Annotated in this window: 26 protein-coding genes; 14 read left to right on the top strand and 12 right to left on the bottom strand. The window is 60.9% G+C overall.

Annotated features, from left to right (window positions below; translation table 11 throughout):
* Window positions 1–176 precede the first annotated feature (176 nt).
* Entirely contained in the window at window positions 177–725 is a 549-nt protein-coding gene (locus tag BTN45_RS10080; RefSeq protein WP_207587542.1) for a sigma-70 family RNA polymerase sigma factor, read from the top strand.
* Window positions 722–1,366: an NrsF family protein gene (locus BTN45_RS10075; RefSeq protein ID WP_207587540.1), complete on the top strand. Its 645-nt coding sequence runs from the start codon at window positions 722–724 to the stop codon at window positions 1,364–1,366. The genes BTN45_RS10080 and BTN45_RS10075 overlap by 4 nt, the downstream gene beginning before the upstream one ends.
* Before the next feature lie 79 nt (window positions 1,367–1,445).
* Here BTN45_RS10075 and BTN45_RS10070 read toward each other — a convergent pair whose 3' ends face one another.
* Window positions 1,446–2,528 (bottom strand): esterase-like activity of phytase family protein, encoded by a 1,083-nt coding sequence (locus BTN45_RS10070; protein ID WP_207587533.1) that lies wholly within the window; start codon window positions 2,526–2,528, stop codon window positions 1,446–1,448.
* A gap of 274 nt (window positions 2,529–2,802) precedes the next feature.
* On the opposite strand from BTN45_RS10070, the gene BTN45_RS10065 reads away from it, so the two are divergent.
* The 4 genes from BTN45_RS10065 to leuA all read left to right on the top strand — a co-directional run bounded on the left by BTN45_RS10065 (window position 2,803) and on the right by leuA (window position 6,538).
* Window positions 2,803–3,981 (top strand): benzoate/H(+) symporter BenE family transporter, encoded by a 1,179-nt coding sequence (locus BTN45_RS10065; RefSeq protein ID WP_207587531.1) that lies wholly within the window; start codon window positions 2,803–2,805, stop codon window positions 3,979–3,981.
* A 36-nt stretch (window positions 3,982–4,017) separates the two neighbouring features.
* Window positions 4,018–4,308, top strand: coding sequence for a BrnT family toxin (locus tag BTN45_RS10060; protein ID WP_004443015.1), 291 nt, complete (start codon window positions 4,018–4,020; stop codon window positions 4,306–4,308).
* Window positions 4,277–4,510, top strand: a complete 234-nt coding sequence (locus BTN45_RS10055; RefSeq protein ID WP_034498842.1) for a CopG family antitoxin — start codon at window positions 4,277–4,279, stop codon at window positions 4,508–4,510. The genes BTN45_RS10060 and BTN45_RS10055 overlap by 32 nt, the downstream gene beginning before the upstream one ends.
* A gap of 318 nt (window positions 4,511–4,828) precedes the next feature.
* Complete coding sequence (leuA, locus tag BTN45_RS10050) at window positions 4,829–6,538, top strand: 2-isopropylmalate synthase (RefSeq protein ID WP_207587525.1); 1,710 nt, start codon at window positions 4,829–4,831, stop codon at window positions 6,536–6,538.
* A gap of 201 nt (window positions 6,539–6,739) precedes the next feature.
* On the opposite strand, the gene BTN45_RS10045 is transcribed toward leuA, so the two are convergent.
* Window positions 6,740–7,705, bottom strand: a complete 966-nt coding sequence (locus BTN45_RS10045) for a metallophosphoesterase (RefSeq protein ID WP_207587524.1) — start codon at window positions 7,703–7,705, stop codon at window positions 6,740–6,742.
* A 65-nt stretch (window positions 7,706–7,770) separates the two neighbouring features.
* On the opposite strand from BTN45_RS10045, the gene BTN45_RS10040 reads away from it, so the two are divergent.
* Complete coding sequence (locus tag BTN45_RS10040; RefSeq protein ID WP_207587523.1) at window positions 7,771–8,262, top strand: NUDIX domain-containing protein; 492 nt, start codon at window positions 7,771–7,773, stop codon at window positions 8,260–8,262.
* A gap of 15 nt (window positions 8,263–8,277) precedes the next feature.
* On the opposite strand, the gene BTN45_RS10035 is transcribed toward BTN45_RS10040, so the two are convergent.
* Window positions 8,278–9,270, bottom strand: a complete 993-nt coding sequence (locus tag BTN45_RS10035) for a glutathione S-transferase family protein (RefSeq protein WP_207589722.1) — start codon at window positions 9,268–9,270, stop codon at window positions 8,278–8,280.
* 295 nt (window positions 9,271–9,565) lie between these two features.
* Here BTN45_RS10035 and BTN45_RS10030 point away from each other — a divergent pair, with 295 nt between their 5' ends.
* Both BTN45_RS10030 and BTN45_RS10025 read left to right on the top strand, forming a co-directional pair.
* Window positions 9,566–10,135 (top strand): N-acetyltransferase, encoded by a 570-nt coding sequence (locus tag BTN45_RS10030; protein WP_207587521.1) that lies wholly within the window; start codon window positions 9,566–9,568, stop codon window positions 10,133–10,135.
* Between the two features lie 336 nt (window positions 10,136–10,471).
* Window positions 10,472–11,785, top strand: coding sequence for an MFS transporter (locus BTN45_RS10025; RefSeq protein ID WP_072494702.1), 1,314 nt, complete (start codon window positions 10,472–10,474; stop codon window positions 11,783–11,785).
* 56 nt (window positions 11,786–11,841) lie between these two features.
* On the opposite strand, the gene BTN45_RS10020 is transcribed toward BTN45_RS10025, so the two are convergent.
* A complete protein-coding gene (locus BTN45_RS10020; protein ID WP_207587519.1) occupies window positions 11,842–12,807 on the bottom strand; it encodes an MBL fold metallo-hydrolase in 966 nt (321 codons plus the stop codon).
* Between the two features lie 86 nt (window positions 12,808–12,893).
* On the opposite strand from BTN45_RS10020, the gene BTN45_RS10015 reads away from it, so the two are divergent.
* Window positions 12,894–13,847 carry a LysR substrate-binding domain-containing protein gene (locus tag BTN45_RS10015; RefSeq protein WP_004442997.1) on the top strand — a complete coding sequence of 318 codons (954 nt, stop codon included), beginning with the start codon at window positions 12,894–12,896 and terminating at the stop codon, window positions 13,845–13,847.
* A 19-nt stretch (window positions 13,848–13,866) separates the two neighbouring features.
* Here the strand turns inward: BTN45_RS10015 and BTN45_RS10010 are convergent, their stop codons facing one another.
* The 5 genes from BTN45_RS10010 to BTN45_RS09990 form a co-directional block, all read right to left on the bottom strand.
* A complete protein-coding gene (locus BTN45_RS10010; RefSeq protein WP_207587517.1) occupies window positions 13,867–14,280 on the bottom strand; it encodes a GNAT family N-acetyltransferase in 414 nt (137 codons plus the stop codon).
* Between the two features lie 89 nt (window positions 14,281–14,369).
* On the bottom strand, window positions 14,370–16,454 hold the full coding sequence (locus BTN45_RS10005; RefSeq protein WP_207587515.1) for a hypothetical protein: 2,085 nt from the start codon (window positions 16,452–16,454) through the stop codon (window positions 14,370–14,372).
* Between the two features lies 1 nt (window position 16,455).
* The gene (locus BTN45_RS10000) at window positions 16,456–19,266 is read right to left on the bottom strand and encodes a DUF4159 domain-containing protein (RefSeq protein WP_207587513.1); all 2,811 of its coding nucleotides are present in this window, start codon (window positions 19,264–19,266) and stop codon (window positions 16,456–16,458) included.
* Entirely contained in the window at window positions 19,263–20,189 is a 927-nt protein-coding gene (locus BTN45_RS09995) for a DUF58 domain-containing protein (RefSeq protein ID WP_004442988.1), read from the bottom strand. The genes BTN45_RS10000 and BTN45_RS09995 overlap by 4 nt, the downstream gene beginning before the upstream one ends.
* A 25-nt stretch (window positions 20,190–20,214) precedes the next feature.
* The gene (locus BTN45_RS09990) at window positions 20,215–21,225 is read right to left on the bottom strand and encodes a MoxR family ATPase (RefSeq protein WP_207587511.1); all 1,011 of its coding nucleotides are present in this window, start codon (window positions 21,223–21,225) and stop codon (window positions 20,215–20,217) included.
* A 174-nt stretch (window positions 21,226–21,399) separates the two neighbouring features.
* Here BTN45_RS09990 and BTN45_RS09985 point away from each other — a divergent pair, with 174 nt between their 5' ends.
* The 3 genes from BTN45_RS09985 to BTN45_RS09975 are packed head-to-tail and all read left to right on the top strand — an operon-like array spanning window position 21,400 to window position 23,917.
* Window positions 21,400–22,029 (top strand): DUF1285 domain-containing protein, encoded by a 630-nt coding sequence (locus tag BTN45_RS09985; protein ID WP_207587509.1) that lies wholly within the window; start codon window positions 21,400–21,402, stop codon window positions 22,027–22,029.
* The gene (locus BTN45_RS09980) at window positions 22,026–22,664 is read left to right on the top strand and encodes a CoA pyrophosphatase (protein ID WP_207587507.1); all 639 of its coding nucleotides are present in this window, start codon (window positions 22,026–22,028) and stop codon (window positions 22,662–22,664) included. Before BTN45_RS09985 ends, BTN45_RS09980 begins: the two co-directional genes overlap by 4 nt.
* Entirely contained in the window at window positions 22,661–23,917 is a 1,257-nt protein-coding gene (locus BTN45_RS09975; RefSeq protein WP_207587505.1) for a CCA tRNA nucleotidyltransferase, read from the top strand. Before BTN45_RS09980 ends, BTN45_RS09975 begins: the two co-directional genes overlap by 4 nt.
* Before the next feature lie 26 nt (window positions 23,918–23,943).
* Here BTN45_RS09975 and BTN45_RS09970 read toward each other — a convergent pair whose 3' ends face one another.
* The 3 genes from BTN45_RS09970 to hemF all read right to left on the bottom strand — a co-directional run bounded on the left by BTN45_RS09970 (window position 23,944) and on the right by hemF (window position 25,548).
* Window positions 23,944–24,129 (bottom strand): DUF1059 domain-containing protein, encoded by a 186-nt coding sequence (locus tag BTN45_RS09970; protein ID WP_004442982.1) that lies wholly within the window; start codon window positions 24,127–24,129, stop codon window positions 23,944–23,946.
* Window positions 24,130–24,248: 119 nt separating this feature from the next.
* Window positions 24,249–24,515, bottom strand: coding sequence for a hypothetical protein (locus BTN45_RS09965; protein ID WP_112554090.1), 267 nt, complete (start codon window positions 24,513–24,515; stop codon window positions 24,249–24,251).
* Between the two features lie 121 nt (window positions 24,516–24,636).
* Window positions 24,637–25,548 carry an oxygen-dependent coproporphyrinogen oxidase gene (gene hemF / locus BTN45_RS09960; RefSeq protein WP_004442979.1) on the bottom strand — a complete coding sequence of 304 codons (912 nt, stop codon included), beginning with the start codon at window positions 25,546–25,548 and terminating at the stop codon, window positions 24,637–24,639.
* Window positions 25,549–25,676: 128 nt separating this feature from the next.
* Here hemF and BTN45_RS09955 point away from each other — a divergent pair, with 128 nt between their 5' ends.
* Window positions 25,677–25,952, top strand: coding sequence for a hypothetical protein (locus tag BTN45_RS09955; protein ID WP_004442978.1), 276 nt, complete (start codon window positions 25,677–25,679; stop codon window positions 25,950–25,952).
* Window positions 25,953–25,968 lie beyond the last annotated feature (16 nt).

Raw genomic sequence — 25,968 nt, 5'->3', positions numbered from 1 at the left:
TCTCCTCTGGACGTTGTTGAATGTCCGCCGGCATCATGTCGGGGATCACGATTGTCCATTCGGGAGAAATGGGCGGTCGTTACAGCTTCACATGTTTGTGACAATATCTTCGGGCGAGATTTTTCAAACCACAGTGTAACAATATGCTGCCGACTGCGAATAACCCGATAGTGACAATGACAGGCAGCCTTTCAGAAGACACTTTAAAGACGCTGATGCTGCGTTCCCTCGATGGGGACGAAGGCGCCTACAGGCATTTGCTTCATGCCCTGCGCCGGCTGCTGACTGCTTACTATGGTCGGCGCATGAGCGCCGCTTCACGGGGAGAAGTGGAAGATCTTGTGCAGGAAACGTTATTGTCGCTGCATGCGAAGCGGGCGACCTATGATCGCTCAAGACCGTTCACGGCCTGGTTTTTTTCGATAGCGCGCTACAAGCTCATCGATCACTATCGCGGCAGGGGCGCGCGCATGCGGGGGGAGGTGGAGCTGGATGAGACCCTGGAGGCGGATTGGTCTGTCGACGCCGTCACCGCGTGGATGGATGTCGAACGGTTGCTCGAGGATTTGCCGGAGCGGCAACGCGAGCTCATTCGCAGCGTGAAGCTTGAAGGGCAGTCCATCGCCGAAGCGGCAAAAAAAACCGGCCAGACCGAGCTTGCGGCACGAGTCGGCATTCACAGGACATTAAAAACCCTGGCGGCGAAGTTGCGAGGCGACACGTGAAGAAGACGGAAGATATTATCGAGCGACTGGCAGCAAATCTCAGGCCCGTTCCGGCTTTTGCGCTCGAGCGTCGGCTGGCCGTTGCAGCCCTGCCGGCGCTTGGCGTTTCACTTCTGCTGATGTTCATCATTTTGGGACCGCGCGGCGATATGCGGGATGCGGTGAGCGAGCCAGCTTTCTGGGTGAAGTCTTTCTACAATGCCGTGCTGGCGATGGTCGCTTTTTTCGCGGTCAGGCGTCTTGCCCGGCCGGAGGGAGAAAGAAGCTGCCTGTTTGTCGGGATCGCGGTGATCGTTTCGGCAATGGCGGTAATGGCCTTCGTCCAGTTGGGATTCGCCCTGCCTGAAGCCTACCGCAGGCTCATCCTGGGTTCTTCAGCCCTGCATTGCCCGCTCTTGATCATCGCCTTTTCTGTTCCGGTGTTTTTTGCGAATTTTGCCGCTCTCAAACGATCTGCTCCAGCCGATCCCGCCCTTGCAGGTTTTGCCGCGGGACTTGCGGCCGGAGCGGCCGGAGCCTGGGTCTATTCCTGGTTCTGCAGCGAAAACGGCCTGGCCTTCGTGCTGATCTGGTATTCGCTGGGAATTCTCCTCACAGGTCTGATCGGGGCCTTTGCCGGTTCACGTCTTCTCCGCTGGTGAAGGCAGGTTTCCTGTTGTGTCGTGTCCGCTCATGCCGGCCCTGTGGGCTGTCAGGGGCCGGCACGATCCTTATCGTGTGTTACTGACCGAGGTTTGCCGGCACTGCGAAGGCCGCAAACTGGGTGAACTGCTTGCCCGGGTTGAAATTGTCGTCCGAGGCGATGACAAAGAGCTGTTTGCCATCCACGACCGGTCCAAAAGCAAGGCTTTCGATATTGTCTATGTCGAGACCGAAGTCGCCTTCCTTGATTTCGAACCATGCGGATTTGGAAACGGCGGCCACGGATGCCGGATCGATCCTGTCCTTGCCGAGAATATTTTCGGCGCGGGAGAGGTCGACGACGAAGAAGCGGATATGGTTGCCGACCCCGGAGGCGAAATTGCGCTCGACGGCGACGAGGCGCCCGTCCGGCAGGGCCGCAAGAGCGGAGAGGCCATTGTCATTGTATTTCGGCTCGGCGGCTGTCGGTGTGTTGGAGATCGCCTCTGTCACATAGACATGTTCAGCGACCGGCTTCAGGGTCGCGGTATCGATGACGAGAATACGGGCCGGGCTGCCCGCCTGCGGCGTCGCCTTCGGGCCATCCTGAGTGAGCGCATTTTCGGTGGCGGCGATCAGTCTGCCAGGTGTCAACGTCAGACCTTCGAAGCCGAGATTGTTTTGCACGCCCCTGGTCTTCGCGTCATCGATGAGATAGGCGTCGGGCAGCTCCAGCCGTTTGACATCGCTTCCGTCGAGGTTTGACGCATAAATCGCCGGCTGGTTTTTCAGGTCGCGTTCCGAAGACCAATAGAGCTTGCCGCCCTTGCGGTCGAGTGTGATGCCTTCCGCGTCGATGCCTTTGGGAGCGAAGGCCGCGCCGGTCTCATCCTTCAATTCATGCATGGCGGCGATATTGAGGGTGGCGACGCCTTCCGACACCGCAAGTTCCAGCTCGTAATAACGGGCCGGGCCCTTTTCCACGCGGTCGTCGGAAATTGCGAGATAACGCCCGGTTTCGCTGTCGAAAGCGAGATCGGAGATCCCGCCGAAGGTGACGCCATCGATGGCGAGGCCGGAGGGAACGACGATCTGGCCCAGAAAGGCCGGCTGCGGCAGGGTCTGGGCAGCCGCCGGAAGGGCTGCAAAACCAAGGGCTGCAATGGTGACGATACGAAACATGAAGCTCCCTCCTGTGGCGGATGATCCGTTGCGATGCAGGGAGGATTAGCGTGCTGCCGCTAAACTTTGATGACGTTTTCCGTGCCGGCGTACCCGAAGTCCGGCGGTTCATCTTGCCAAGCCCCGTCTTTTTTGATCCTGAATATAGCCATGCTTCATCCAGAGCGTGCTGCTATCTTCAGATTCGCGCTTCACGCTTCAAATTTGTTCGTGTCCGTCGCCAGTGCAGATCGCTGCGGTTTCTTGCGACGGGCAGCAGGCCGCAGAGTGCTTCATGCTGAGAGATTTTTCCATCCAGAGCCTGTTCATGGGCTGCCTCACCGCCTTTGTCGGTTTCGCCAGTTCCTTTGCCGTCGTGCTGCAGGGCCTCAAAGCCGTGGGCGCGACCGATTTCGAGGCCGCGTCGGGACTGATGGCACTTTCGGTGGCGATGGGGCTTTGCGCCACCGTTCTTTCCGTCGCCACCCGGCTGCCGGTCAGCATTGCATGGTCGACGCCGGGCGCCGCACTTCTGGCCACGACGGGCGTGATCGACGGCGGTTTTCCTGCGGCTGTCGGGGGCTTCATTGTCTGCGCCGTCCTGATCATCGTTGCCGGCCTGTTCAAGCCGCTCGGTCGGGCGGTTGCCTCCATTCCGGCGCCACTCGCCAATGCCATGCTGTCGGGTGTCATCATCGGCCTGTGTTTCGCCCCGATCAAGGCGATCGGCTTCAACCCGGCGCTTGGCCTGCCGATCATTCTGGCGTGGATTGTCGTGGGGGCTTTCAGGCGGCTGTTTGCAGTACCTGCGGCCCTTGCCGCCTTCGTGCTGGTGATGATTTTCGGCGTCGATATTCCGGCGGGTGCGCTCGATAGCGTCGCGCAATCGCTGACGCCGCCGATGGAATGGGTAACACCCGTCTTCAGCCTGCATGCCGTCGTCTCCATCGCGCTGCCGCTCTTCATTGTCACCATGGCCTCGCAGAATATTCCCGGCATTGCGGTGCTGAAGGTCAATCACTACGATCCGCAGCCCGGCCCGCTTTTCGCCGCGACCGGCTTCTTCTCGCTGCTTTCCGCGCCCTTTGGCGGCCATGCGGTCAATCTTGCGGCAATAACGGCGGCGATGTGCGCGGGCGAGGATGCCCATCCCGATCCAAAGCGGCGCTATTGGGCGGCGATTATCGGCGGTGTCGGCTATATTATTTTCGGTCTGCTAGCCGGCGTGGTCACGGCCTTCGTGGCGCTTGCGCCGCCCATCCTCATTCAGGCGGTGGCGGGGCTGGCGCTGGTCGGCGCCTTTTCCGGCTCAGCGGTCGCCGCGTTCAAGGACCCCGAAACCCGCGAGGCTGCGGCCATCACTTTCCTCATCACGGCCTCCGGCCTCTCCTTCGGCGGCGTTTCCGGTGCTTTCTGGGGCTTGATCGGCGGCGGGTTGATGATGGCGTTGCAACGGTTGGTAAGGCGTGGTTAGATAGTGGAAATGGTATAGTTTTTATATTATATTCTCATGGAGTTCGAATTTGATCCGGCCAAGAGCGCTGGCAATAAAGACAAGCACGGGATTGATTTTGTCGATGCTCAGGCGTTGTGGCACGACAAATTCGGTTTGACCGTTACCGCGCTGGGCGTCGGTGAAGAGCGGTTTGCGCTCATCGCTCTTCTCGGCGGCAAATTATGGCTCGCAGTGCATACGCTGCGGGATGGGCGTATTCGAATTATTTCCGTTCGGCGCGCCCGTGAGTTAGAGAGGCATCATTATGAAGACAATAAGCGCAGAAGAATTCGACAGAATGGCTGATGATGGCGAGGACATCGGTGAGTATCTCGACTGGACAACGGCGCGGCATCTGAATATCGAGCCCAAACGTGTCAACATCGATTTTCCGACGTGGGTCGTCAACGACCTGGACAATGAGGCTCGGAGACTTGGGGTGACCCGGCAGTCGCTTGTCAAATTGTGGATCGCGGAAAGGCTTGAGATCGGCCGACACGCAAAATAGGCCGGCACCGCACAAGATCACTTGTCAGACCGCCAGCCGCTGTTTATACACATCGCCATGAGCAACAGCATCGCAACCATTTCCGGCATGAGCGCGCAGATTTCTGCGAAGGCCTCGCCGTGCGGTGCACTCTCGCTTCTTAGCCTCGACCTTACACGCGGTTGCCGGGTCCAGTGAGGAGCGCCCGGCGGCCGAAAGCCCGCTGGTGCAAACGCTCCTCATCTCGAAATCTCATTTTATACTGGATTTAGGCCCTCAAGGGCCGCGCATCCGCCGATGGCTTGAATAAGCCCGCGGATGGCGCAAGGAGGAAGCGACATGGACGCCAAGACCACCACTGTTTTCAAGGGCATGACCGACGCGAGCGTGAAGTATCGCCCTTATCCCACGATCAACATCCCCGACCGCACCTGGCCTTCCAAGACGATCACCAAGGCGCCGATCTGGTGTTCGGTGGACCTGCGCGACGGTAATCAGTCGCTGGTCAACCCAATGGGTCACGACCGCAAGGCCCGCATGTTCAAGCTGCTGCTCGAAATGGGTTTCAAGGAAATCGAGATCGGTTTCCCTTCCGCGTCGCAGACGGATTTCGATTTCGCCCGCTGGTGCGTGGAAGAGGGCAATGTGCCCGATGACGTCTCGTTGCAGGTTTTGGTGCAATGCCGCCCGGAACTGATCACCCGCACCTTCGAAGCGCTGGAAGGCGCCAACAAGCCGATCATCCATTTCTACAATTCGACATCGGAACTGCAGCGCCGCGTGGTGTTCGGCAAGGATGTGCACGGTATCAAGCAGATCGCGGTCGATGCGGCCAAGATGATCACCGACATGGCGGCCAAGGCCGGCGGCGGTTACCGTTTCGAATATTCGCCTGAGAGCTTTACCGGAACCGAGCTGGAAGTGGCGCTGGAAATCTGCAACGCCGTGGTCGAGGTTGTGAAGCCGACGGCCGACAACAAGCTGATCCTCAACCTGCCATCGACGGTGGAAATGGCGACGCCGAACATCTATGCCGACCAGATCGAATGGATGTGCCGCAATATCGACAATCGCGAAAACGTCATCATCTCGCTCCATCCGCACAATGACCGCGGCACGGGCATTGCGGCGACCGAGTTGGGCCTGATGGCGGGTGCGGACCGCGTTGAAGGCACCCTGTTCGGCAATGGTGAGCGCACCGGCAATGTCGATGTCGTGACGCTGGCGCTGAACATGTATACGCAGGGTGTGGATCCTGAGCTGGACTGCCGCGATATCGAGCGCATCAAGGCGGTCTATGAATATTCCAACGAGATGACGATCCCCGAGCGCCACCCTTACGTGGGCGAACTGGTCTACACGGCGTTTTCCGGCTCGCATCAGGACGCCATCAACAAGGGCATGAAGGCGATCAAGGTCGCCAATCATCCCGTCTGGGAAGTGCCCTATCTGCCGATCGATCCAAAGGATGTGGGACGCTCCTACGAGGCGATCATCCGCATCAACTCGCAATCCGGCAAGGGTGGCATCGCCTATATCCTCCAGCAGGATTACGGCATCAACCTGCCGCGCAATTTGCAGGTGGAGTTCCGCGAGGATATCCAGCGCATCACCGATGAAGAGGGTGTCGAGCTGCCGGCCAAGCGCATCTATGAGCGCTTTATCGAGCGCTACGTGACGCAGCCGAATGCACGCCTCAAATTCGTCGATCACCACACCTACCCGGCCGGCGATTTCAAGGGCGTGCGCATCGTTGCCGCCGAGATCACCGACAATGGTGAGGTGAAGCGCATTGAAGGCAAGGGGACCGGTCCGATCGACGGGTTCATCAATGCGCTGTCGGTTTATCTCGGCATTGATCTCTCGGTGAATGATTATTCCGAGCACTCGCTGCAGCACGGCTCGAATGCCTCGGCCATCGCTTATGTCGAGATGGAACATCCGGGCGGCAAGCTGTTCGGGGCAGGGGTGAATACGAATATCGTGGCGGCTTCGCTGGAAGCGATCGTTTCTGCGGCCAACCGGGTGCTGGAAGAGCGGGCGAAATAAGGCTGGCGTGGAGGGTGGGGGAAAGTACCCCCCTCTGCCCTGCCGGGCATCTCCCCCTCAAGGGGGGAGATCAGCAGGAAGCACTACCGCCATTTCATTCCCAAACGTTGAGATGGGCGAGACCTGTCCGCGAGTCGATCTCCCCCCTTGAGGGGGAGATGCCCGGCAGGGCAGAGGGGGGTAGCCCCACCCTCCGACGTCTCACTCCTGCGGGCTCTGCTCCGCAGGCCGCGAAAACCCCAGCGGCCGCCCGTTTTCATAAAATACCCTGATATCCTCAAGCGCGACACCCGTTGCCGTCTCATTGAGGCTGTGCCGTTCGCAGGTCACGTTCCAGGTGCCGGGACCGCCGGAGACGTTGAAGAGATTATAGGCCGCGCGCGGTTTTTCCCCACCGGGCCCCTGGCTGGCAGAGGCGATGCCGACCACGGGAATGTGGTCTTCACCATGGTGCGTGTTCAGCCAATAGACTGTGTTCAAATGTGTATGGCCATGCAGCACGAGCTCCGCACCGCCGACGCCAAGCGCCGCGGCGAAACGGCGTATGCCGATCATGCGCTTGTGCGTTGGGGCGGCGCCACGGATCGGCGGGTGATGGATCATCACGACGCGGAACAGCCCCTGTTCCCCGGCTTTCTTCAACAGTTCCGCGGTGGCGCGCGCCTGCCGGTTGCCGAAATAGCCGGTGGCCGAGAAAGGTGGCGTCGCAATCGAGGTGGAGCAACCGATCAGCGCCACCGGGCCGCGCACACGCATATAGGGGAAAATCTTGCGGTCATCGTCCCATTCGGCCGGGTCGCCATCGCCACGAACATAGGGGTACCAGGCCTGCATGGCCTTGTCATGCGCGCCGGACACATAGGCGTCGTGATTGCCGGGAACGACGGAGGTCTTTTCGGGGTCACCCACCTCTTCCAGCCAGTCGGCGGCGGCGCGAATTTCAATGCCGGTCGCAAGATTGACGAGATCGCCGGTGATAGCCAGATGATCCGGTGATTTTGTCTCCAGATCGTCCAGCAGCTTTTCCAGCGTATCGGTGAACAGATGCTTGCGGCGGTTGCGATGCCAGTTGACGAAACCGGTGATGCGCTTGGATGCAAGTTCGCGAAAAGTGAGTTTTGGCAGTGGCCCCAAATGGACGTCTGAAATATGCGCAAGTTTGAACATGGCGGCAGAGATAACCTATGATATGCCGCACGTCCAACAAAAGCCGGCAGGCGGGGAGAAACAGGGTGAATGACGAGACAACCGGGCGGCAGGCCCGTCCGTTCCATATGCGCGTCTTCATTCGTTTGCTGCATTTCGTTTTTCTGTTCACGCGCGGCGCAACTCTTGGCGTGCGTGCCGCCTGCTATGATGGAACCGGCAAGATTTTCCTCGTCCGCCATACCTATCTGCCGGGCTGGTATCTGCCGGGTGGAGGGGTGGAGCGGGGTGAAACCCTGCTCGCGGCGCTTCACAAGGAAATTCGGGAGGAGGGCAATCTCGAAGCCACGTCAAAGCCCGAGCTTTTCCATGTTTATCTCAATCTGGAAGGCAGCAATCGCGACCATGTCGCGCTTTATCGGCTTGAGGTCACCCAGACCAAGCCGAAAAAGCCGGATCATGAAATTGCCGAAAGCGGCTTTTTCGATCTTTCAAATCTGCCCGAAGGGGTGACGGCCGCAACCCGCCGCCGCCTTGCAGAACTTGCAGGCGAGGGGGCGCTCGCCGATCACTGGTAGCAGTGTCCACCCTCGTCAGGAAAGCGAGTCGCGGCCATGGGCCTTTTTCAGGTCCAGCTCGGGGCCGATGGGCACGATGCCTGTCGGGTTGATGGTGCGGTGGCTGCGGTAATAATGTTCCTTGATATGGCGCATATCGACCGTGTCAGGCACGCCCGGCGTCTGGTAAAGATCGCGCAGGTAACCCGTGAGGTGCGGATAGTCGTGGATGCGGCGGATATTGCACTTGAAATGGCCGACATAGACGGGGTCGAACCGAACCAGTGTGGTGAACAGGCGCCAGTCCGCTTCCGTCTGCTCCGAGCCGAACAGGAAACGGCCGTGCTTCAGCCGGTCTTCCAGCATGTCCAGCGTTTCGAAGACCTTGACCGCATTCTGCTGATAGGCATCCTGCGTTGTGGCAAAGCCAGCCTTGTAGACGCCATTATTGACGGTGTCGTAAATCACGTCGTTCAACGCGTCTATTTCGGCGCGCAACGTCTCAGGATAATAATCGGTCTGCGAGCCGGTGAGGTCGTTGAAGGCGGAGTTGAACATGCGGATGATTTCTGCCGATTCGTTGGAAACGATGGTGCCGCGCTTCTTGTCCCAGAGCACCGGCACGGTCACGCGGCCGGAATATTTGGGATCCGCTTTGGTGTAGACCTGCCAGAGCGCGGATGAACCGAAAAGGTGATCCTCGGTCGCACCCGGCGTCCGCTCACCTTCAGGCTTAAATTCCCAGCCGTTTTCCAGCATCAAAGGGTCGACAACCGAGACCGAAACAAGCTCTTCCAACTTTTTCAGCTTGCGAAAAATCAGGGTTCGGTGCGCCCAGGGGCAGGCGAAAGAGACATAGAGGTGGTAACGGTCCTTCTCCGCCGCGAAGCCGCCTTCTCCTGAAGGGCCGGGTGCGCCATCCGGCGTTATCCAGTTGCGAAATTGCGAGGCGCTGCGCTTGAAATGCCCCTTGGTTTCCTTGGTGTCGTACCAGACGTCTTTCCATACGCCTTCCACCAGCATGCCCATGACGATCTCCTTGATTGTTTCCTTGGCGGCAATCCTACCCGTTTCACTCGTTGTCGCGAACCCGCAAGGCATTGAACAATGCGTTTCCGTGCTGCAGAGCTGGAATGGGGCCGCGACGAGATTTGTTCTGGACGGGTTGTTATTTTCCTGATAATTGCGATTTTCACAAATCTGAGGAAATTTTTGATTATGATCGAACTACGGATGCTCCGACGACGCTGACGCTCCTGAACGCCCTAACCGGCGCAGCCGTCATCTATTGTCGCATCCGCATTCTGGAAGTTTCGGTCTCTTCATGTCCAAGCACGATCTTGTCTACCTCACCGAGGACGCGTCGCACGACGCCATCATCGAAGTCATCAACGAAGAAGCATTTGGCCCCGGCCGGCACACCCGTGCGGCAGCGCGCATCCGCGAGCAGGGTCCGCATGACCGGTCGCTCTCCTTCGTCTGCGCCGATGATGGCGAGACGATTGCCTCGGTGCGCATGACGCCGGTTCTGGCAGGCGATGTGAAGGGTCATATGCTTGGCCCGCTTGCGGTTCGGCCCTCTCACAAGAACAAGGGCATCGGCCGGGAACTCGTCCGGATCGCCATTGCGGCGGCAAGGCGCAAGGGCTCCGAAGCCGTGATATTGATCGGCGATCCGCCCTATTACATGCCGCTCGGGTTCGAGAAGGTGGCTTATGCGGCGCTTGATTTTCCGGGGCCGGTTGATCCGAACCGGGTGCTGGTCGTGCCGCTTGGCAATGACGTGCACCAGCGGCTGAAGGGCAATATCGGCTGGCGCAAATGCGAGGCCGTGATGCCGGCCGCGACAGTGGAAGATGAGAGTTTCGAGGCGCCTCTTCGGGTTTACGGGTGACGGGATATCCGAAGAGCTTTTTGCTCCTTAGCGCAACACAAGCCCCGTCATTCCGGCCTTGAGCCGGAATGCAGCCAGGCCAAGTCTTTGGGCTGAAAAGGACTCTTCCCACGGCGCAGACGCGCCGTGACTGGATCCCGGCTCGAGGCCGGGATGACGGAAGGGGCGTTGCGCGCTATGGCAAACATCGAGACCGCCGTGCACATCTTTTTGTCTGGTAAAATCTTCTTCCGGTAGCCTGTTTCGAAACAACGCGTCTCCCTCCACAGAATTCAATTCCGTTTCCTCCCCCCATGCGATAGCAAGTGAAAGTCGGTTTTTGCGAAGGGACGAGGCATGACGGCAATCACCATGAATGATGCGCTGGAGCGCGCGGGCGCAGGCGCCTATCAGCGCAGGCTGATGGGCATATTCGGCCTCGTCTGGGCGGCGGATGCCATGCAGGTTCTGGCCGTCGGTTTCACTGCGGCCTCCATTGCCGCAACCTTTGGGCTGACGGTGCCGCAGGCGCTGCAGACCGGAACAGCGTTCTTTTTCGGGATGTTGCTGGGTGCTGCGGGTTTCGGACGGCTGGCGGACCGTTACGGCCGTCGCCGGGTGCTAATCGTCACGGTGGCCTGTGATGCCCTGTTCGGCGTGCTTTCGATATTCTCGCCGGATTTCACCATTCTGCTTGTCCTGCGCTTTCTCACCGGGGCCGCCGTGGGCGGCACGCTGCCGGTGGATTATGCGATGATGGCGGAATTCCTGCCCGCCAGGAATCGTGGGCGCTGGCTCGTCTTTCTGGAAGGTTTCTGGGCTGTCGGGACGCTGATCGTGGCGCTTGCAGCCTGGGGTGCCAGCCTTGCCGGTGTTGCCGATGCCTGGCGATATATCTTTGCCGTAACCGCGTTCCCGGCTGTCCTCGGCCTTGGCCTTCGCTTTCTCGTGCCGGAATCGCCGCTTTATCTCCTGCGCACGGGTCGGTCGGAGGAAGCAAAGGCCGTCGTCAACCGTATGCTGGTCACGAATGGCCGCGCTCCGCTCGATGCCGGGACAGGGCTTTTCCAGCCTGAAGTGTCCAAGGGGCAGGGGATATTTTCACCGGCGCTGCGCCAACGCAGCATCATGATCCTCTCAATCTGGTTTCTCGTCTCCGTTTCCTATTACGGCGTCTTCACCTGGATGCCGGCGAAGCTCGCGGGAGACGGCTTCGGTTTCGTGCGCGGTTATGGTTTCCTTGTGCTGGTGGCGCTGGCACAGATCCCCGGCTACGCGCTTGCGGCCTATGGTGTCGAAAAGTGGGGTCGCAAGCCGACGCTGATCGGCTTCTGCCTGCTCTCCGCGCTCGGATGCCTGCTTTTCACGCTTGCTTCCGGCGGTGCGATGATTGCCGCCTCGCTTCTCATCATGAGCTTTGCGTTGCTTGGCACCTGGGGCGCTCTCTATGCATTCACGCCGGAACTTTACCCGACGGAATCACGGGCAACCGGCATGGGTGCCGCAGGGGCGATGGCGCGGCTTGGCGGCCTGCTGGCGCCGTCACTCCTCGGTTATGCCATCGCGCAGGGTTTTGGTGTCGCGATCGGCATATTTGCCGGGCTGCTGGTACTGGCCGCCATTGCGGCGACGATGATCAATGCGGAAACGCGCCAGGTGGCGCTGACATAGGGCGTCAGTGCGGGACGATGGCCTGACCCTTGAGGATCAGGCCATTCTGTTCGGCTTTATAGCGTCGTGTAATTCACCGGCAGCCAATCATAATTGGTGCTGTCGGTGCGCACATGACCGATGCCGGGGAAGGCGATATGCGCCCCTGCCACCAGATATTTGCCTTCCACCGCCTGTTTAAATGCCAGATCACGCGTGGCGACGGCTGCCTTCTGATCGACGTCGAATGCGACGGCGACATCAGGTTCATCGAACTGGAGGATATCGCCATGGGTAATATCGCCCCAGAAGACGATTTTCTGGCCGTTGCTTTCGAGAACGATGCCGCTGTGGCCCGGCGTGTGGCCGGCGTAAAGGACTGAGCCGAGACCGGGAACCGGCGCGGCATTGTCGCCGAACGTCTCGAACTTGCCGGCATCGATATAGGGCTGGATGCTTTCTTTGGCTTCGGCATAGCCCTTCTTCAGCGCCTCCGGTGCTGCCTTGGCCTTCGCCTCATCGAGCCAGAAAGCGGCTTCGCGCTTGTTCACGCGCAGGGTCGCGTTGAGAAAGGCGCGTTTGCCATCCGCGGAGAGACCGCCGGAATGATCTGTATGGATATGGGTGAGAACGACATCATCTATCTCATCCGCTTTGTAGCCCGAGGCTTCGATATTGGCGACGAGCCTGCCGAGGCTTGGGCCAAGATAGGAGCCGGTGCCGGCATCGATCAGCACCAGCCTGTCACCGGTGTTGACGAGAAACGCATTGACGGACGTAGGCGTCTCTTCCGGAAGGAACGCATCCTGAAGCGCCTTCGTCGCATGTTCCGGTGTGGTGTTGGTGTAGATTTTGGCAAGCGGCAGCGCAATGACGCCGTCCGAAAGCGCAGTAACTTCCACCTTGCCGACCATCAGCCGGTAGAAGCCGGGCGCCTGCGTGGCGACAAGCGGTGCCTTGGCAAATGCGACGGAGGGCGCAACAAAGGGGGCGGCGATGAGGGCGCTGGCGGCGCCTTTGAGAAGTGAGCGACGTGATGGCATTGAAGGCTCCTGGGTTTAGGAATGTCTTGAAACTTTCCGATCTCCAGTTAAGTGTAGGCAGGTTAGCAATCAAATCGATGTGACTTATGCAAACTATCGATCATTTCAATCTCCGTTCCTTCGACCTCAATCTCCTCGTCGCTTTCGATGCGATGATGGAAGAGATGAACGTCACGCGCGCGGCGCGGCGGCTGAAAATCCAGCAACCTGCCATGAGCCATAATATCTCCACCCTGCGCACACTGTTTCAGGATGAGCTGTTCATTCGTGTGGGGCAGGAAATGAAGCCGACGGCGCGGGCGCTCAATCTGGCGGGGCCGGTACGCCAGGCGCTGAGACAAGCGCAGGCGGCGGTGCTGACGGCTGATGTGTTCGATCCGGCGACCGAGCGGCGGACGTTCCGGCTCGGCATGTCCAGTGAGGTGGAGCTGCTGCTTTTGCCGGATCTGTCCGCGCGGCTGCGCGAGATCGCACCCGGTATCCGTATCCTTGCGCGCAACGGGCAACAGCAGGAAATCACCGCTATGCTGGATACGGGCGTGATCGACATGGCTGTCGGATGCACCTATTCGAAGGAACAGCGGCACCATTGCGAACCGCTTTATTCTTCCAGCGTGCTCTGCTGCTTCAACCCGGCTCTGCTCGATCTGCCCAATCCCGTTGGACTGGACGCCTATCTGTCGGCCAAGCACGCGGTCATATCACAGACCGACAGTCTGCATGGCTGTATCAAGGACGCGCTGGAACTGACCGGACTGGAAATCGACGTCGTCGCCGCTGCGCCGGATTTTCTTTCCGTGCTGGCAACGGCGCGCTCCTCAGCCGTGCTGGCGACCGTGTCTTCGCGCATTGCTCAGCGTTATGCGCCCATGCTGGGCCTGGAAGTGAGCCCGGTGCCGGTGACGTTGAATTTCCCGCCTGTCGCCATGGTCTGGACATTGCAGACCGATGCGGATGCGGGAGCCGTGTGGCTGCGCCAGCAGATTCGCGAGACCATGGGACGCACGGTCGACAGCGAGGTGTCGGGCATTGCCGCCTGAAATTTGCGTGGTCGGTGCTCTAGAACGTTTTCTCCAGCCAGGTGATGGATTGGCCGCTGGAGAGTGGCCCAAGCGAGCCGATCTTGGTGAAACCGTACCGTTCGTAAGTCCTCAGCGCATCCGGGTTCATCGTGTCGATATAGGCGCCCATACAGCCGCGCTTTTTCGCCTCGTCTTCGGCCATGGCCAGAAGTTTCGAGGCCGTGCCCTGTCCCCGCATCGTCTCCGGCACGAAAAGAAGCTGCACATAAAGCCAGCCGCGGGCGGTGTGGCCCACCAGGCCGCCGATGACCTCATTGTCGTCATTGCGGATGGTGATGATAATGTCGCGTTTGTCGCTTTCGCCGAAACGAGCAAGATTATAGGCCACCAGAGGATCGCGGATGGCTTTTTCGGCCTCTGGATCGGCGGCATCGCTTAAAACGAAATTCATGTTCATCTTCCCCGGCCGCCGGGCGGTGGCCGTTTCCCGTTTACGTGCCGAGACGAGGGGAAGGCCCCACGATCTTTGCTGGAACGCCCTTACCGGCCTTCACGCCACCATAGAGCGGAGAAGGCAAGCAGCAACGCGCCTAGCCCGGCGAAACCTGCAAAGAGCGGCAGGGTGTTGACGCCTTTCAGCACCGTCTCGTCGGTCATGCGTATCAGCATGCGATCCTCATCGGCAACCCTGATATCGCCGCGGACCGGCAATATATCCGGCAGTGCGACCCGGCCGGAATTATCGGCGACACGGTGCACGCTGCCTTTGGTGGCATCGGCCAGCGGCTTCAGCGTTTCGGTCGTTGAAATCATCGCCTTGAATTCGGGTGCGTCCACCGCGCCAACATGGACGAGGGTGGTGAAATCGCCGTTCTTGATTTCGAACAGGCCGGTTTCATCCATGCGGCGTTCGATCCTGTAGAGACCGGGCTCGCTGCTGGTGAAAGCCATGTTCTCGATTTTGCCGGAGGGGAAACGCACGCTGGCCTGACCGGGATCGTCGCCGATGGTCTGACGGGTGATCTGCAGGGTGCGGCCGTTGGCGCGCGCCGTCAGTGCCTCTTCCTCCAGCTCGGGTTCTTTCATCAGCCAGTGGGCGATGCGGCGGTAAAGCGCCACATGCGGGCCGCCGCCCTCATAACCACGCGCCCAGAGCCAGCCCTGATCCGACAGCAGCATGGCGACACGGCCTTCACCCTGGCGGTTGAGCACCAGCAGCGGGTCCTGACCATCGCCCAGCATCACGGTCTGGCCCTGCGGCGGGTCGACGCTGATGGTGCGGAACCAGCGGCCCCATTGCGGCGGCTCATTGCCCGATCCCTCTAGCCCGCGGGTGACCGGGTGTTTCTTGCCCGCTTCCGAAAGACGCGGATAGAAGGCAGCCTGATGCACCTGACCGGTCGGCTGCGCCGGGAGGACGGAGGCGAGCGGCGTCATGGCGATCGAATCCTGACCGGCATGCTCCGGCCCGGCGGCAATCAAAAGCGCGCCGCCTTTTTCGACATATTGGGCGATGTAATCGTAATAGAGGATCGGCAGCACGCCACGATGCTGGTAGCGGTCGAAGATGATGAGATCGAAATCATTGATCTTCTCGACGAACAGCTCGCGGGTGGGGAAGGCGATCAGCGAGAGTTCGTTGATCGGCGTGCCGTCCTGCTTTTCCGGCGGGCGCAGAATGGTGAAATGCACCAGATCGACCGAGGCGTCGGATTTCAGGAGGTTGCGCCATGCCCGCTCGCCGGCGTGCGGTTCGCCGGAGACGAGCAGCACGCGCAGGTTCTGACGGATGCCTTCGATCAGGTGAACGGCGCGGTTATTGGCAACAGTCACTTCGCCCGGGATTTCGGCGACGGAAAATTCCATGACATTGTTGCCGCCGCGTGGGACCTTGAAGCGGAACGGCGTCGGCTGACCGGGTGTCGCCTGTAGTGTGGCGATCTCTTCGCCATTCATCTTCACCGTCACCTCAGCCGCGCCACCGCCTGCCGGGCGTCCGTCATCGAAGACGCGCAGCGTCAGTTGCTGTTCCTCATTGACGATGCCGAAGCGCGGGGCGCGAACGATTTCGATACGGCGGTCGAACTCATCAGCCTTGCCCGTGATCAGGCCGTGCACGGGCGCGCGGAAGCCGAGCGCCTGCTCGGCGTTGGGCAGGGCATTGGGAATATCGTGAATCTGGCCATCGCTCAGGAAGATCGCGCCACCCACGCGGGAAGGCGACACATCGGAAACGGCGGAGGACAAGGCCGAAAAAAGCTGGGTCGAGGGCGAATCGCTTTCACCATTATCGCGCACTTCAACGATGCGCGGCTCGATGCGCGGGAAACGGGACAGCCGCTCTTTCAGCGCGTTAAGCGCCGTATCCGTCATCTGCGGCCGGTCCTGCACGTCCTGGCTCTGCGAACGATCGACGATGACGGGGACGATGGTGGAAAGCGGCTCGCGCTCCTCCTGCGTCAAAAGCGGATTAGCGATGGCGGCAAGCAGGGCGGCGAGCGCCAGCCCGCGCAACCATGCGCCACGCACGCCGCGCCACAGGCCGATGAAGGAAAGGAGAAGTGCTGCGACGGCCAGAACGGCGATCACGATCCATGGCAGGAAGGGAGCGAAGGTCAATGTCATGTCACTGCCCCAACCGTTCGAGAAGTGCCGGAACGTGGACCTGATCGGCCTTGTAGTTGCCGGTCAGCATATACATCATGATGTTGACGCCGGAGCGGAAGGCATGTTCGCGCTGCATCTCGTCAGGCGGAACGGTGGGCAGAACCGGTGCGCCCTGCGCATCGACGGCCCATGCGCCGGCGAAATCATTGCCGGTTATCATGATCGGCGTCACGCCGTCCCCGGAGGAGGAGAGGCCGGAGGTGGTCTTGGCGGCACCCTGACGCGATTCCACCCAGAGCGGCGAGCCATTGTAACGGCCGGGGAAATTGGTGAGCAGGTAGAAGGAACGCGTCAGGACGTGATCCTCCGGCACGGGCTCCAGCGGCGGAATATCGATATTGGCGAGGATCGCCTGCAAACGCTCGCCATTGGCGCTGGTCGCGCCGGTATCGAGCGAGGAGAACTGGTCACGCGTATCGAACAGCACGGTGCCGCCGGCGCGCATATAGGCGTCGATGCGCGAGATAGCGGCGCTGGACGGCATGGGCGCGGAGGCCGAAACCGGCCAGTAGATGATTGGGTAGAAGGACAATTCATCCTTGGAAATATCGAGGCCGACAGGCTGGCCGGGCTCCAGCGTCGTGCGCCAGGTCAGGAATTCGCTCAAACCCTGTAAACCCTGTTCTGAAATGCGATCGACATCGTCTTCGCCGGTGCGGACATAAGCGAGATGGGTGGTATCCAGCCGCTCGAATATCTGCTCGTCGCCGGGTTTGGGATCGTCGGCACGGGCATCGGTGGGCGACACCGCAGCAAAGGCGCCGAGGGCGAGGAGTATGGTCGCGGCCGTGGCGCTGCGGGCTTTCGGCAGGCGGGCGAAGGCGCCGTTCATGAAGAGCACGATCAGGCTGTCGGCGATCAGCATCAGGAAGGCAGCGATGAAGAGGGCAGGGCGCAGCGATTTCGCCGTCTCGCCGATCAAGGCTTCGCTCGAGGTGTTGACACCGGCGGCAGAGCTATCGAACGGGCGCAGCGTCGCACCTGCGGGCAGGAGATTGAGAGCCACGAAACCATCCTCTGTGCCGTAAAGGCCGGGGGGATTGTCGAAACCGGTGCGCGGAAGCTGGCCCGCGCGCATTTCCAGCGGCCGGGCGGTGCCGATTTCGGCAGATAGCGCGCCTTCCGCCGTCAGCAGTCGGAAGGGTGGCAGAGCGGCGGCCGGGGCATTGGCGGAAGCCGAAGCGCCGCCCGCCTTGGACAATTGCACGATACGGCGAAGCATATCGACGAAGTGGCCTGATATCGGCAGGTCGGACCAGCTGGCCTCGGCGCTGACATGGAACAGCACGATGCGGCCTGCCTCGACGTTGCGGGTGGTGACGAGCGGCGTGCCATCGGCAAGGCTTGCCCAGGTGCGTTCGGCGAGGTCCGGTGTCGGCTCGGCTAGAACCTGGCGTTTGACGAGAATGCCATCGGCTTTCGGCATGCCGGCGAAAGCGCCGAATGCAGGGAAATCGGCAAGCGGCTGTGGTTCAGCCCAGGAGAGCGCGCCGCCGAGCGCACGTTCGCCCTGTCTCAGCGTCACCGGCACCAGCGGGTCGTCGGCGGGGGCTGCGGCAAGGCGCGGCCCGGCGAAGCGGATCAACGTGCCGCCGCCCGCAAGCCATTTTTGCATCGGCTCATAGGTTTCCTGCGGCAGACGGCCGATATCGGCCATGACGATGACGGAGGGGTTGGATTGCAGGATTTCCGGGATAGCCTGCGCCAGATCGGCCTGCCGCTGCGGAATGAGATCGACGAAGGGCTGAAGTGCGCGGCTGATGTAATAAAGCGGTTGCAGCAGCGGCTGGAAGTCGTTGCCGGTTTCGCCTGCCAGCAGCGCCACGCGGCGGCGGCGGAAGCCGTCATCGAGAAGATGCGCTGCACCCGCCGTGGAAACACCTTCAAGGGAAAGACGGGCGAAATCGTTGCGCAGTTCGAAGGGCGCCTCCACCGTTGCCGTTGTTTCAGCCTGGCCGGGGGCGAAGGTGGCGATGCCATTGGCGAGGATGCGGCCCTGGCTGTCCTGCGCGTTGACCGTCAACCGGGCAGCTTCCGCAGTATCGAGCCTTGAAAGCGAAACGCTCATGGCGTCGGCATTATTGGTTGCGCCCGTTATCGCGGCAATGGCCTTGCCGTCGCCGCTGACGATACGGAATTCGGCTGGTGAAAGACTGGCCAGCGTTTTCAGGGCGCTTTCGTCCTGCGCCGTCTGCACGCCATCAGCGATATAGGCGAGGGTGCCGGGGGTCGTGCCGTTAAGCGCTTCGGTGATGGCTTCGGCCATACGGACACGATCGGGCACGAGCGGCTTCGGTTTTGCCGCTGCCAGCTTTTCCAGGGCGACCGCTGTCGTTCCGGGCACGGCGTCGTGTTCGGCATCAGCTGTAAAAGCGATGGCGACGGGGCGCTCGGCACGCTCTGCATCCCCGATCAGGGCTTCCGCGGTCGCCACGCGCCGCTCCCATTCGGGCGCAGACGCCCAGCTATTGTCAACCACCAGCACCAGCGGGCCGCTGCCGGCGATGCTGCTGTTGCGTGGGTTCACCACGGGATCGGCGAGCGCAAAAATCACGGCGGCGGCGAGCGCCATGCGCAGCAAGGTGAGCCACCACGGGCTTTTCGACGGCGTTTCCTCGCGTTTCAACACCGTCGCCAGAATCTTCAGTGGCGGGAAGACCTCCGCCTTGGGGCGCGGCGGGGTCAGCCGCAGCAGCCACCAGATGGCAGGCAGCGCCAGCAAGCCGAAGAGGATGTAGGGGCTGGTGAAGACGAAAGGCAATGCGCTCATCGGCGGCCACCGCCTTGCCCACCGCCCTGTGCCGGCGCGCCGGAAAGATACATGTGCATGGCCACCAATGCCTCGGAAGCGAGATGGTCGGTGCGGTGGAACACGAAGTTCCAGCCCAGCCGGCGAAGCGACGAGGAGAGTGCCTCGCGCCTTGCGAGATAGGCGCGGGTATAGTCTTCGCGAATGGTCTCGGCGCGGCCGGACACCAGTTTTTCGCCGGTTTCCGGATCGCTAAATTCGGTGCGGCCGGAATAGGGGAAGGTTTCTTCGGCCGGGTCGGCAATTTCCACCACGTGGCCGCGCAAGCCCCGCCGTGCGAGCGGTGAAATGCGTTCCATCACGGCCTGTGCATCATCGAGAAAATCACCGATCAGCACGATGTCGCTCGCGCCACGGATCATGCCCGTTTCCGGCATGCCTTCGGTCGGCGGCGCATGCATGATCGCGGTGGCGAGCCGTTCGGCGGCATTCCGGGCCGAAACCGGTTCCATGATACCGGGGCAGCCGATGCGCTCGCCGGAGCGCGCGAGGATTTCCGCCAGCGCCAGCATCAGCACCAGGGCCCGGCTTTCCTTGGAAACGGAACCGAGGGTCGATTTGAACATCATCGACGGCGACATGTCAGCCCAGAGCCAGATGGTGTGGGCCGCTTCCCATTCGCGGTCACGCACATAGGTATGATCGTCGCGGGCCGAACGCCGCCAGTCGATACGCGAGAGACTTTCGCCTTCGGCATAGGGGCGGAACTGCCAGAAATTTTCGCCGATGCCGCGCTTGCGGCGGCCATGCCAGCCTGCGGTGACGGTGTTGGCGATGCGCTTTGCCTCGACCATGCAGTCCGGCACCAGGGCGGCGCGCTGGCGCGCGCGCGCCAGAACTTCGCTACCCGGCGTCTTGTCTACGATCTGGCCGATGGATGCCACATGCAGTCCTTTCGCGAACGTCGCTTCAGTTCTTCGCCTGCTCCGCGAGGGCAGCGATGACATCGCGCACCGACATGCCTTCGGCGCGGGCCGCAAAGGTCAGCGCCATGCGGTGTTCCAGCACCGGTTCGGCCAGCGCATAGACATCGTCAAGCGAGGGCGCGAGCCTGCCTTCGTAAAGCGCACGCGCACGGGCCGTCAGCATCAGCGACTGGCCGGCGCGCGGACCGGGACCCCAGGCAACGTTCTTATCGGTCAACTTGTTGCCGTGGCCGGGGCGGGCGGAACGGACGAGCGACAGAATGGCGTCCACCACCTTGTCGCTGACCGGCATCTGGCGGATGAGCGCCTGTATCTCCATCATGCGGGGCGCATCGATGACGCCGCGTGCTTCGCCCGAGGCGGTGCCCGTGGTGTCGAGCAGGATTTGGCGTTCGGCGGCAAGCTCGGGATAACCGACATCCACCTGCAGCAGGAAGCGGTCGAGCTGGGCTTCGGGCAGCGGATAGGTGCCCTCCTGTTCCAGCGGGTTCTGCGTTGCGAGAACGTGAAACGGCTTCGGCAACTCATAGGTCTGGCCGGCCATGGTGATGTGGTATTCCTGCATGGCCTGCAGCAGCGCGGACTGCGTGCGCGGGCTGGCGCGGTTGATTTCATCGGCCATCAGCAACTGCGCAAAAACCGGTCCCTTGATGAAGCGGAACGAGCGGCGGCCGTTTTCATCCTGGTCCATGACTTCGGAACCGAGAATATCTGACGGCATCAGATCCGGGGTAAACTGGATGCGGTTGGCGTCGAGGCCGAGCACGGTGCCGAGTGTGGTGACGAGCTTGGTCTTGGCAAGACCGGGAACGCCGACGAGAAGGGCGTGGCCGCCGGAGAGGATGGCGAGAAGGGTGTTCTGCACCACCTTTTCCTGGCCGAAGATAACCTTGGAGACTTCCGCGCGGATCGCCGCAATGTCGGACAGCGCCTTTTCGGCCGAGGCGATGATCGCGTTTTCATCGAGGGTTTCGCCGGTATTCATCACGCCCATGTCGCTCTCCTCATACCTTCGCCGCTGTCACATTTGCATTCCGGTTTTGCTGGCGCCAGCCGGAACGGATTTTGCGCTGCATATAGCTTATTGCTCTCTTGGCCGCTGACAAGCGCCATTCGAATGACTATGTCGTGACTTAGTATTTCCTTATCGGCAAAGCGAGACTCGAATATGGCAGCGGAGACGATAAATTCGGCTGATGATGCGGCCGGCCTTGCGGCGATGATTTCCCGCGCCGCGGAACAGACCGGTGACGCCAGGCGCGGACCGGCCCCGGTGGACCGCTGGAATCCACCCTTTTGCGGCGATCTCGACATGGAAATCCGCGCTAACGGCACCTGGTTCTACCTCGGCACGCCCATTGGCAGGGCGCCGCTGGTGCGGCTGTTTTCTACCGTTCTGCGCAAGGATGAGGATGGCAAAACCTATCTTGTAACTCCTGTGGAAAAAGTCGGCATCCGGGTCGTCGATGCGCCTTTCATCGCCGTGGAAATGAAGGTGACGGCGGGCGAGGACGATGGGGAGCCTGTGCTCACTTTCCGGACGAATGTTGGCGACGTGGTAGAGGCGGGACGGCAGCATCCGCTGCGGTTTGAAATTTCGGGCGAAAACCGCGAGTTGAAGCCTTATCTTCTGGTCCGCGGCCGTCTGGAAGCGCTTGTCTCGCGAGCCGTGATGTACGACCTCGTCGCCCTCGGTGAAGTGGTCGAGGTAAACGGCGTCGACATGTTCGCGGTGCGCTCGGGCGGCGTCGTTTTTCCAGTCATGCCCGCCAATGAACTGGAACGGCTCTCGCAATGACGACCACGACAATAGGCCTCAAGGCTTTTACTGCCAGCGACTTCCGCCGCCGGGTGCTGCAGGAGGGCGAGGGAGTGGCCGAGCGCGAAAATGGCGACCATGTCCTCAATCCGGGCGTGGTGCTGTCCGGGAACGGCATCAAACTGAAAGACGCCGCCGTGCTGGTCCCCGTTATCGATGACGGCAATGATGCCCGGGTGATCTTCACCCAGCGCACCTCCACCTTACGCAAACATTCCGGCCAGATTTCCTTCCCGGGCGGCGGTATCGACGCCGAGGACCGTACGCCGGAAGAGGCAGCGTTGCGCGAAGCGGAGGAGGAAATCGGTCTGTCCCGGTCCTTCGTGGAAACTGTGGGGCGATTGCCGGATTATATCTCCGGCACGGGTTTCCGGATAAAGCCGGTGCTGTCCGTTGTTCGGCCCGGCTTCGACCTCACGCTCAATCCGGCGGAAGTGGACGAAGTTTTCGAGGTGCCGCTGTCCTTCCTGATGAACCCTGAAAACCACGCGCGCGGTAGCCGCATCTTTCAGGGGAAGGAGCGGTTTTTCTATGAAATGCCCTATGGCGAACGCTACATTTGGGGCATTACGGCGGGCATCGTCAGGACGATTTACGAAAGGTTTTATTCATGAACAGCCTTGCCGGCCAAGACTGGTTCAAAAAACCGGCACTGAAGCGCATTTTCGCGCTTTTGAATGCCGATGGCGGCGAGGTGCGGATCGTCGGCGGCGCGGTGCGCAACGCGCTGATGGGCCTGCCGGTGGTCGATATCGACATGGCCACGACGCTGACCCCTGACGTGGTTGTTGCGCGGGCCAAGGCCGCGGGCATCAAGGCGGTGCCAACAGGCATCGAGCATGGCACGGTAACGCTGGTCATCGACGGTGAAGGTTTCGAGGTGACGACGCTGCGCCGCGATGTGGAGACCAATGGCCGCCACGCACAGGTGGCCTTCGGCACCGACTGGCAGACCGATGCCGAGCGGCGCGATCTCACCATCAATGCTCTTTATGCCGATGAAAAGGGCGAGATCATCGACCTCATCAACGGGTTGCCCGATATCGAAACCGGAACCGTGCGCTTCATCGGCGATGCGGCGACGCGAATTTCGGAAGATTATCTGCGGATTCTCCGCTTTTTCCGCTTTTTTGCCCATTATGGCTCTGGCCGCCCGGATGCCGATGGCTTGCGAGCCAGCGCACGGGCCAAGGACAGGCTGGCGACGCTTTCGGCCGAGCGGGTGTGGAGCGAGTTGAAAAAGCTGCTTTCGGCCCGCGATCCTTCCCGCGCCCTGCTCTGGATGCGGCAATCGGGCGTTCTAACGGAAATTCTTCCCGAAACCGAGAAATGGGGTATCGACGCCATTCACGGTCTGGTCGCGACGGAGCAGGCTCTTGGCTGGGCGGTAGATCCAATGCTGCGGCTTGCCGCGATCGTGCCGCCGGATGGCGAGAGGATGGCCTCTCTGGCCGCGCGGCTGAGGCTGTCGAAGGCAGAAGCTGCCTACCTTGCCCATTGGGCCGCGGCCCCGCCGGCAGATCCCGAACTGAAGGAGACGGCGCTCGACCGGCTGCTTTATCGTCAAGGTGTTGAAGGCGTGAAGACGCGGCTGAAACTCGCGCTTTCCTCCGCTCGTGCCGATATTTCGGCCGGCGAGACAGCCATGCAGAAGGTTGCGCGGTTTTCGACACTGCTGGCGAGGGCGGAGAAATTCCAGAAGCCCGGATTTCCGTTAAGCGGTGCAGACGTGATGGCAGCGGGCGTCGCGGCCGGTCCGCAGGTCGGCGAGGTGCTGAAAAGCCTTGAGGAAAAGTGGATCGACGTCAATTTCTCGCTTGACCGGGCAGCGCTGACCGCCCGGCTTAAAGAGATGCTTCAGAACTGATATTGCCAGAGCGCTGACACTCCGGTCTAAGCCGCATTCGCCTCGTCGCGGATGCGGGCCTTGATGTTCTCGATCATATTTTCGCGGATAACGGTTTCGCCGTGGGCCGAGCGCATATGCTCCACCGTGCGGCGGACGACTTCAGCATCGTCATCTGCGCGTGTATGCCAGGCGCAGCCCGGCACGAGCGTTCCACATTCAAAAAGTCTCATGGTCTTGCCTCCCTGCTTCAGAAAAAGGCAGCATTGAAGTGACGTGCTGCCCTTCCGTTATGAAACAAAAGTCCGCCGCTTATGTTCCAAAGCGGCGTCCTTGAGCGCTGATACCGGACTTATTCGGGCATCGCCCAGCACTGGAAAACGGAGGACGTCCCGGCCGGCGGGATTTTTGTGCTGGATCGTTCGTCGTTATCCGCGCGCTTCACGGCTTTTCCGGCGAGCGTGCGTTTCACCTGTTCGACATAAAAGGAATGCGGCAGTTCGCGATCACCCGTTGAGCGCATTTCGGCGGCCAGGCGGTCAATCAATGCGGTGGTATCGATGGATTGCGATGCTCCCTCGGCGGAAGCAGAAATAGGCATGCTGTTCGAAGTAATCATGACGATAGCTCCTCCAGTACGTCTGCGGGAGGAGACTACCACTGCCTTGATTTTTCCATAAGTCCTAATTTACGCTATTTGCGACAAAATGGCTGATAAGCGTCAAATTTGCGTGAGGTTTTCAGGGCCAGCGCACTACCGGCGGCAGGGAGGACAGGATCGATTCGACATTGCCGCCGGTCTTCAGTCCAAAGATGGTGCCGCGATCGTAGAGAAGGTTGAATTCCACGTAGCGGCCACGGCGAATAAGCTGCTCGTCGCGGTCCTCTTCCGTCCAGTTCTGGTTGAAATTGGCGCGGACGATTTTCGGATAGACCAGATTGAAGGCCCGGCCGACATCCTGCACGAAGGCGAAATTGGCGTCCCAGCCGCCATTTTGCTCTTGCGGATGCAGCCAGTCGAAAAAGATGCCGCCGGTGCCGCGCGGCTCGTCGCGGTGCTTCAGGTAGAAATACTCGTCGCACCACGTCTTGTATCGTGGATAGTCCGCCACGGGATGGCGGTTGCAGGTGATCTCGAAGGCGCGGTGGAACAGCTGGGTATCGGCGTCCTGTTGCGTCCGCCTGCGGCCAAGCACCGGCGTCAGGTCCGCGCCGCCGCCGAACCAGTGGCTGGTGGTGACCACCATGCGGGTATTCATATGCACGGCCGGCACATTGGGATTGACCGGATGGGCGATGAGCGACAGTCCCGACGCCCAGAAGCGCGGGTCTTCTTCCGCGCCCGGTATCTGCTTGCGGAATTCCGGCGAAAATTCGCCGTAGACGGTGGAGGTGTGCACGCCAACCTTTTCGAAGACGCGCCCTTCCATCATAGACATCTTGCCGCCGCCGCCTTCACCATTGTCACGCAGCCAGTCTTTCTGGACGAAACGGCCCGGTTCCTGATCGGACAAGGGGCCGGTCAGTTCGTTTTCCAGGGTTTCGAAGGAGGCGACGATGGTGTCGCGCAGATGCTGGAACCATGCCTGGGCAACGGCCTTCTTGTCTTCAATGTCCTCGGGCAAGCCCTTCGGCAAGATCGGCCGTTCCATGTCTCATTCTCCTGCGGTGTAGTCTGTCATGCCGCCTCTAGCAGGTGTTTGCGCCGCGCACAAATTCGACTCGCCAAGTCAGCGTGTCGACACTATCTTTAAAGACGTAGGTGCCAGAGGTGAATATCATGACGAAATTTACCGGACCGCCGCCCCTCGACGGGCTGAAGCGCAGAATTGCCAATCACCGCAGGGAGCGCGACAGCGCCGGCGGCGAACAAAAGCGTGAGGGCATGTTCGTGCGGCAAACGTTCTGTCTGGGACGCGAAGAAGCCCGCGCCAAGGCCCGAGAATGGTTCGACAGCTTTCCCAAGGCCGCTTACTGGACTGAAGTGGAAAGCTGGCGGCAGCTGGAAGGTGACCGCATCGAATTCACCATGCGCCGGCTTCCCTCGGCAGACTGATTTTTAGAGTGCTTTC

Origin of the sequence: Rhizobium sp. ZX09, assembly GCF_017357485.1 — a bacterium.
GTDB lineage: Bacteria > Pseudomonadota > Alphaproteobacteria > Rhizobiales > Rhizobiaceae > Agrobacterium > Agrobacterium pusense.
Note: the sequence above shows the minus strand (reverse complement) of the source record. Positions and strands in the feature narration are given on the sequence as shown.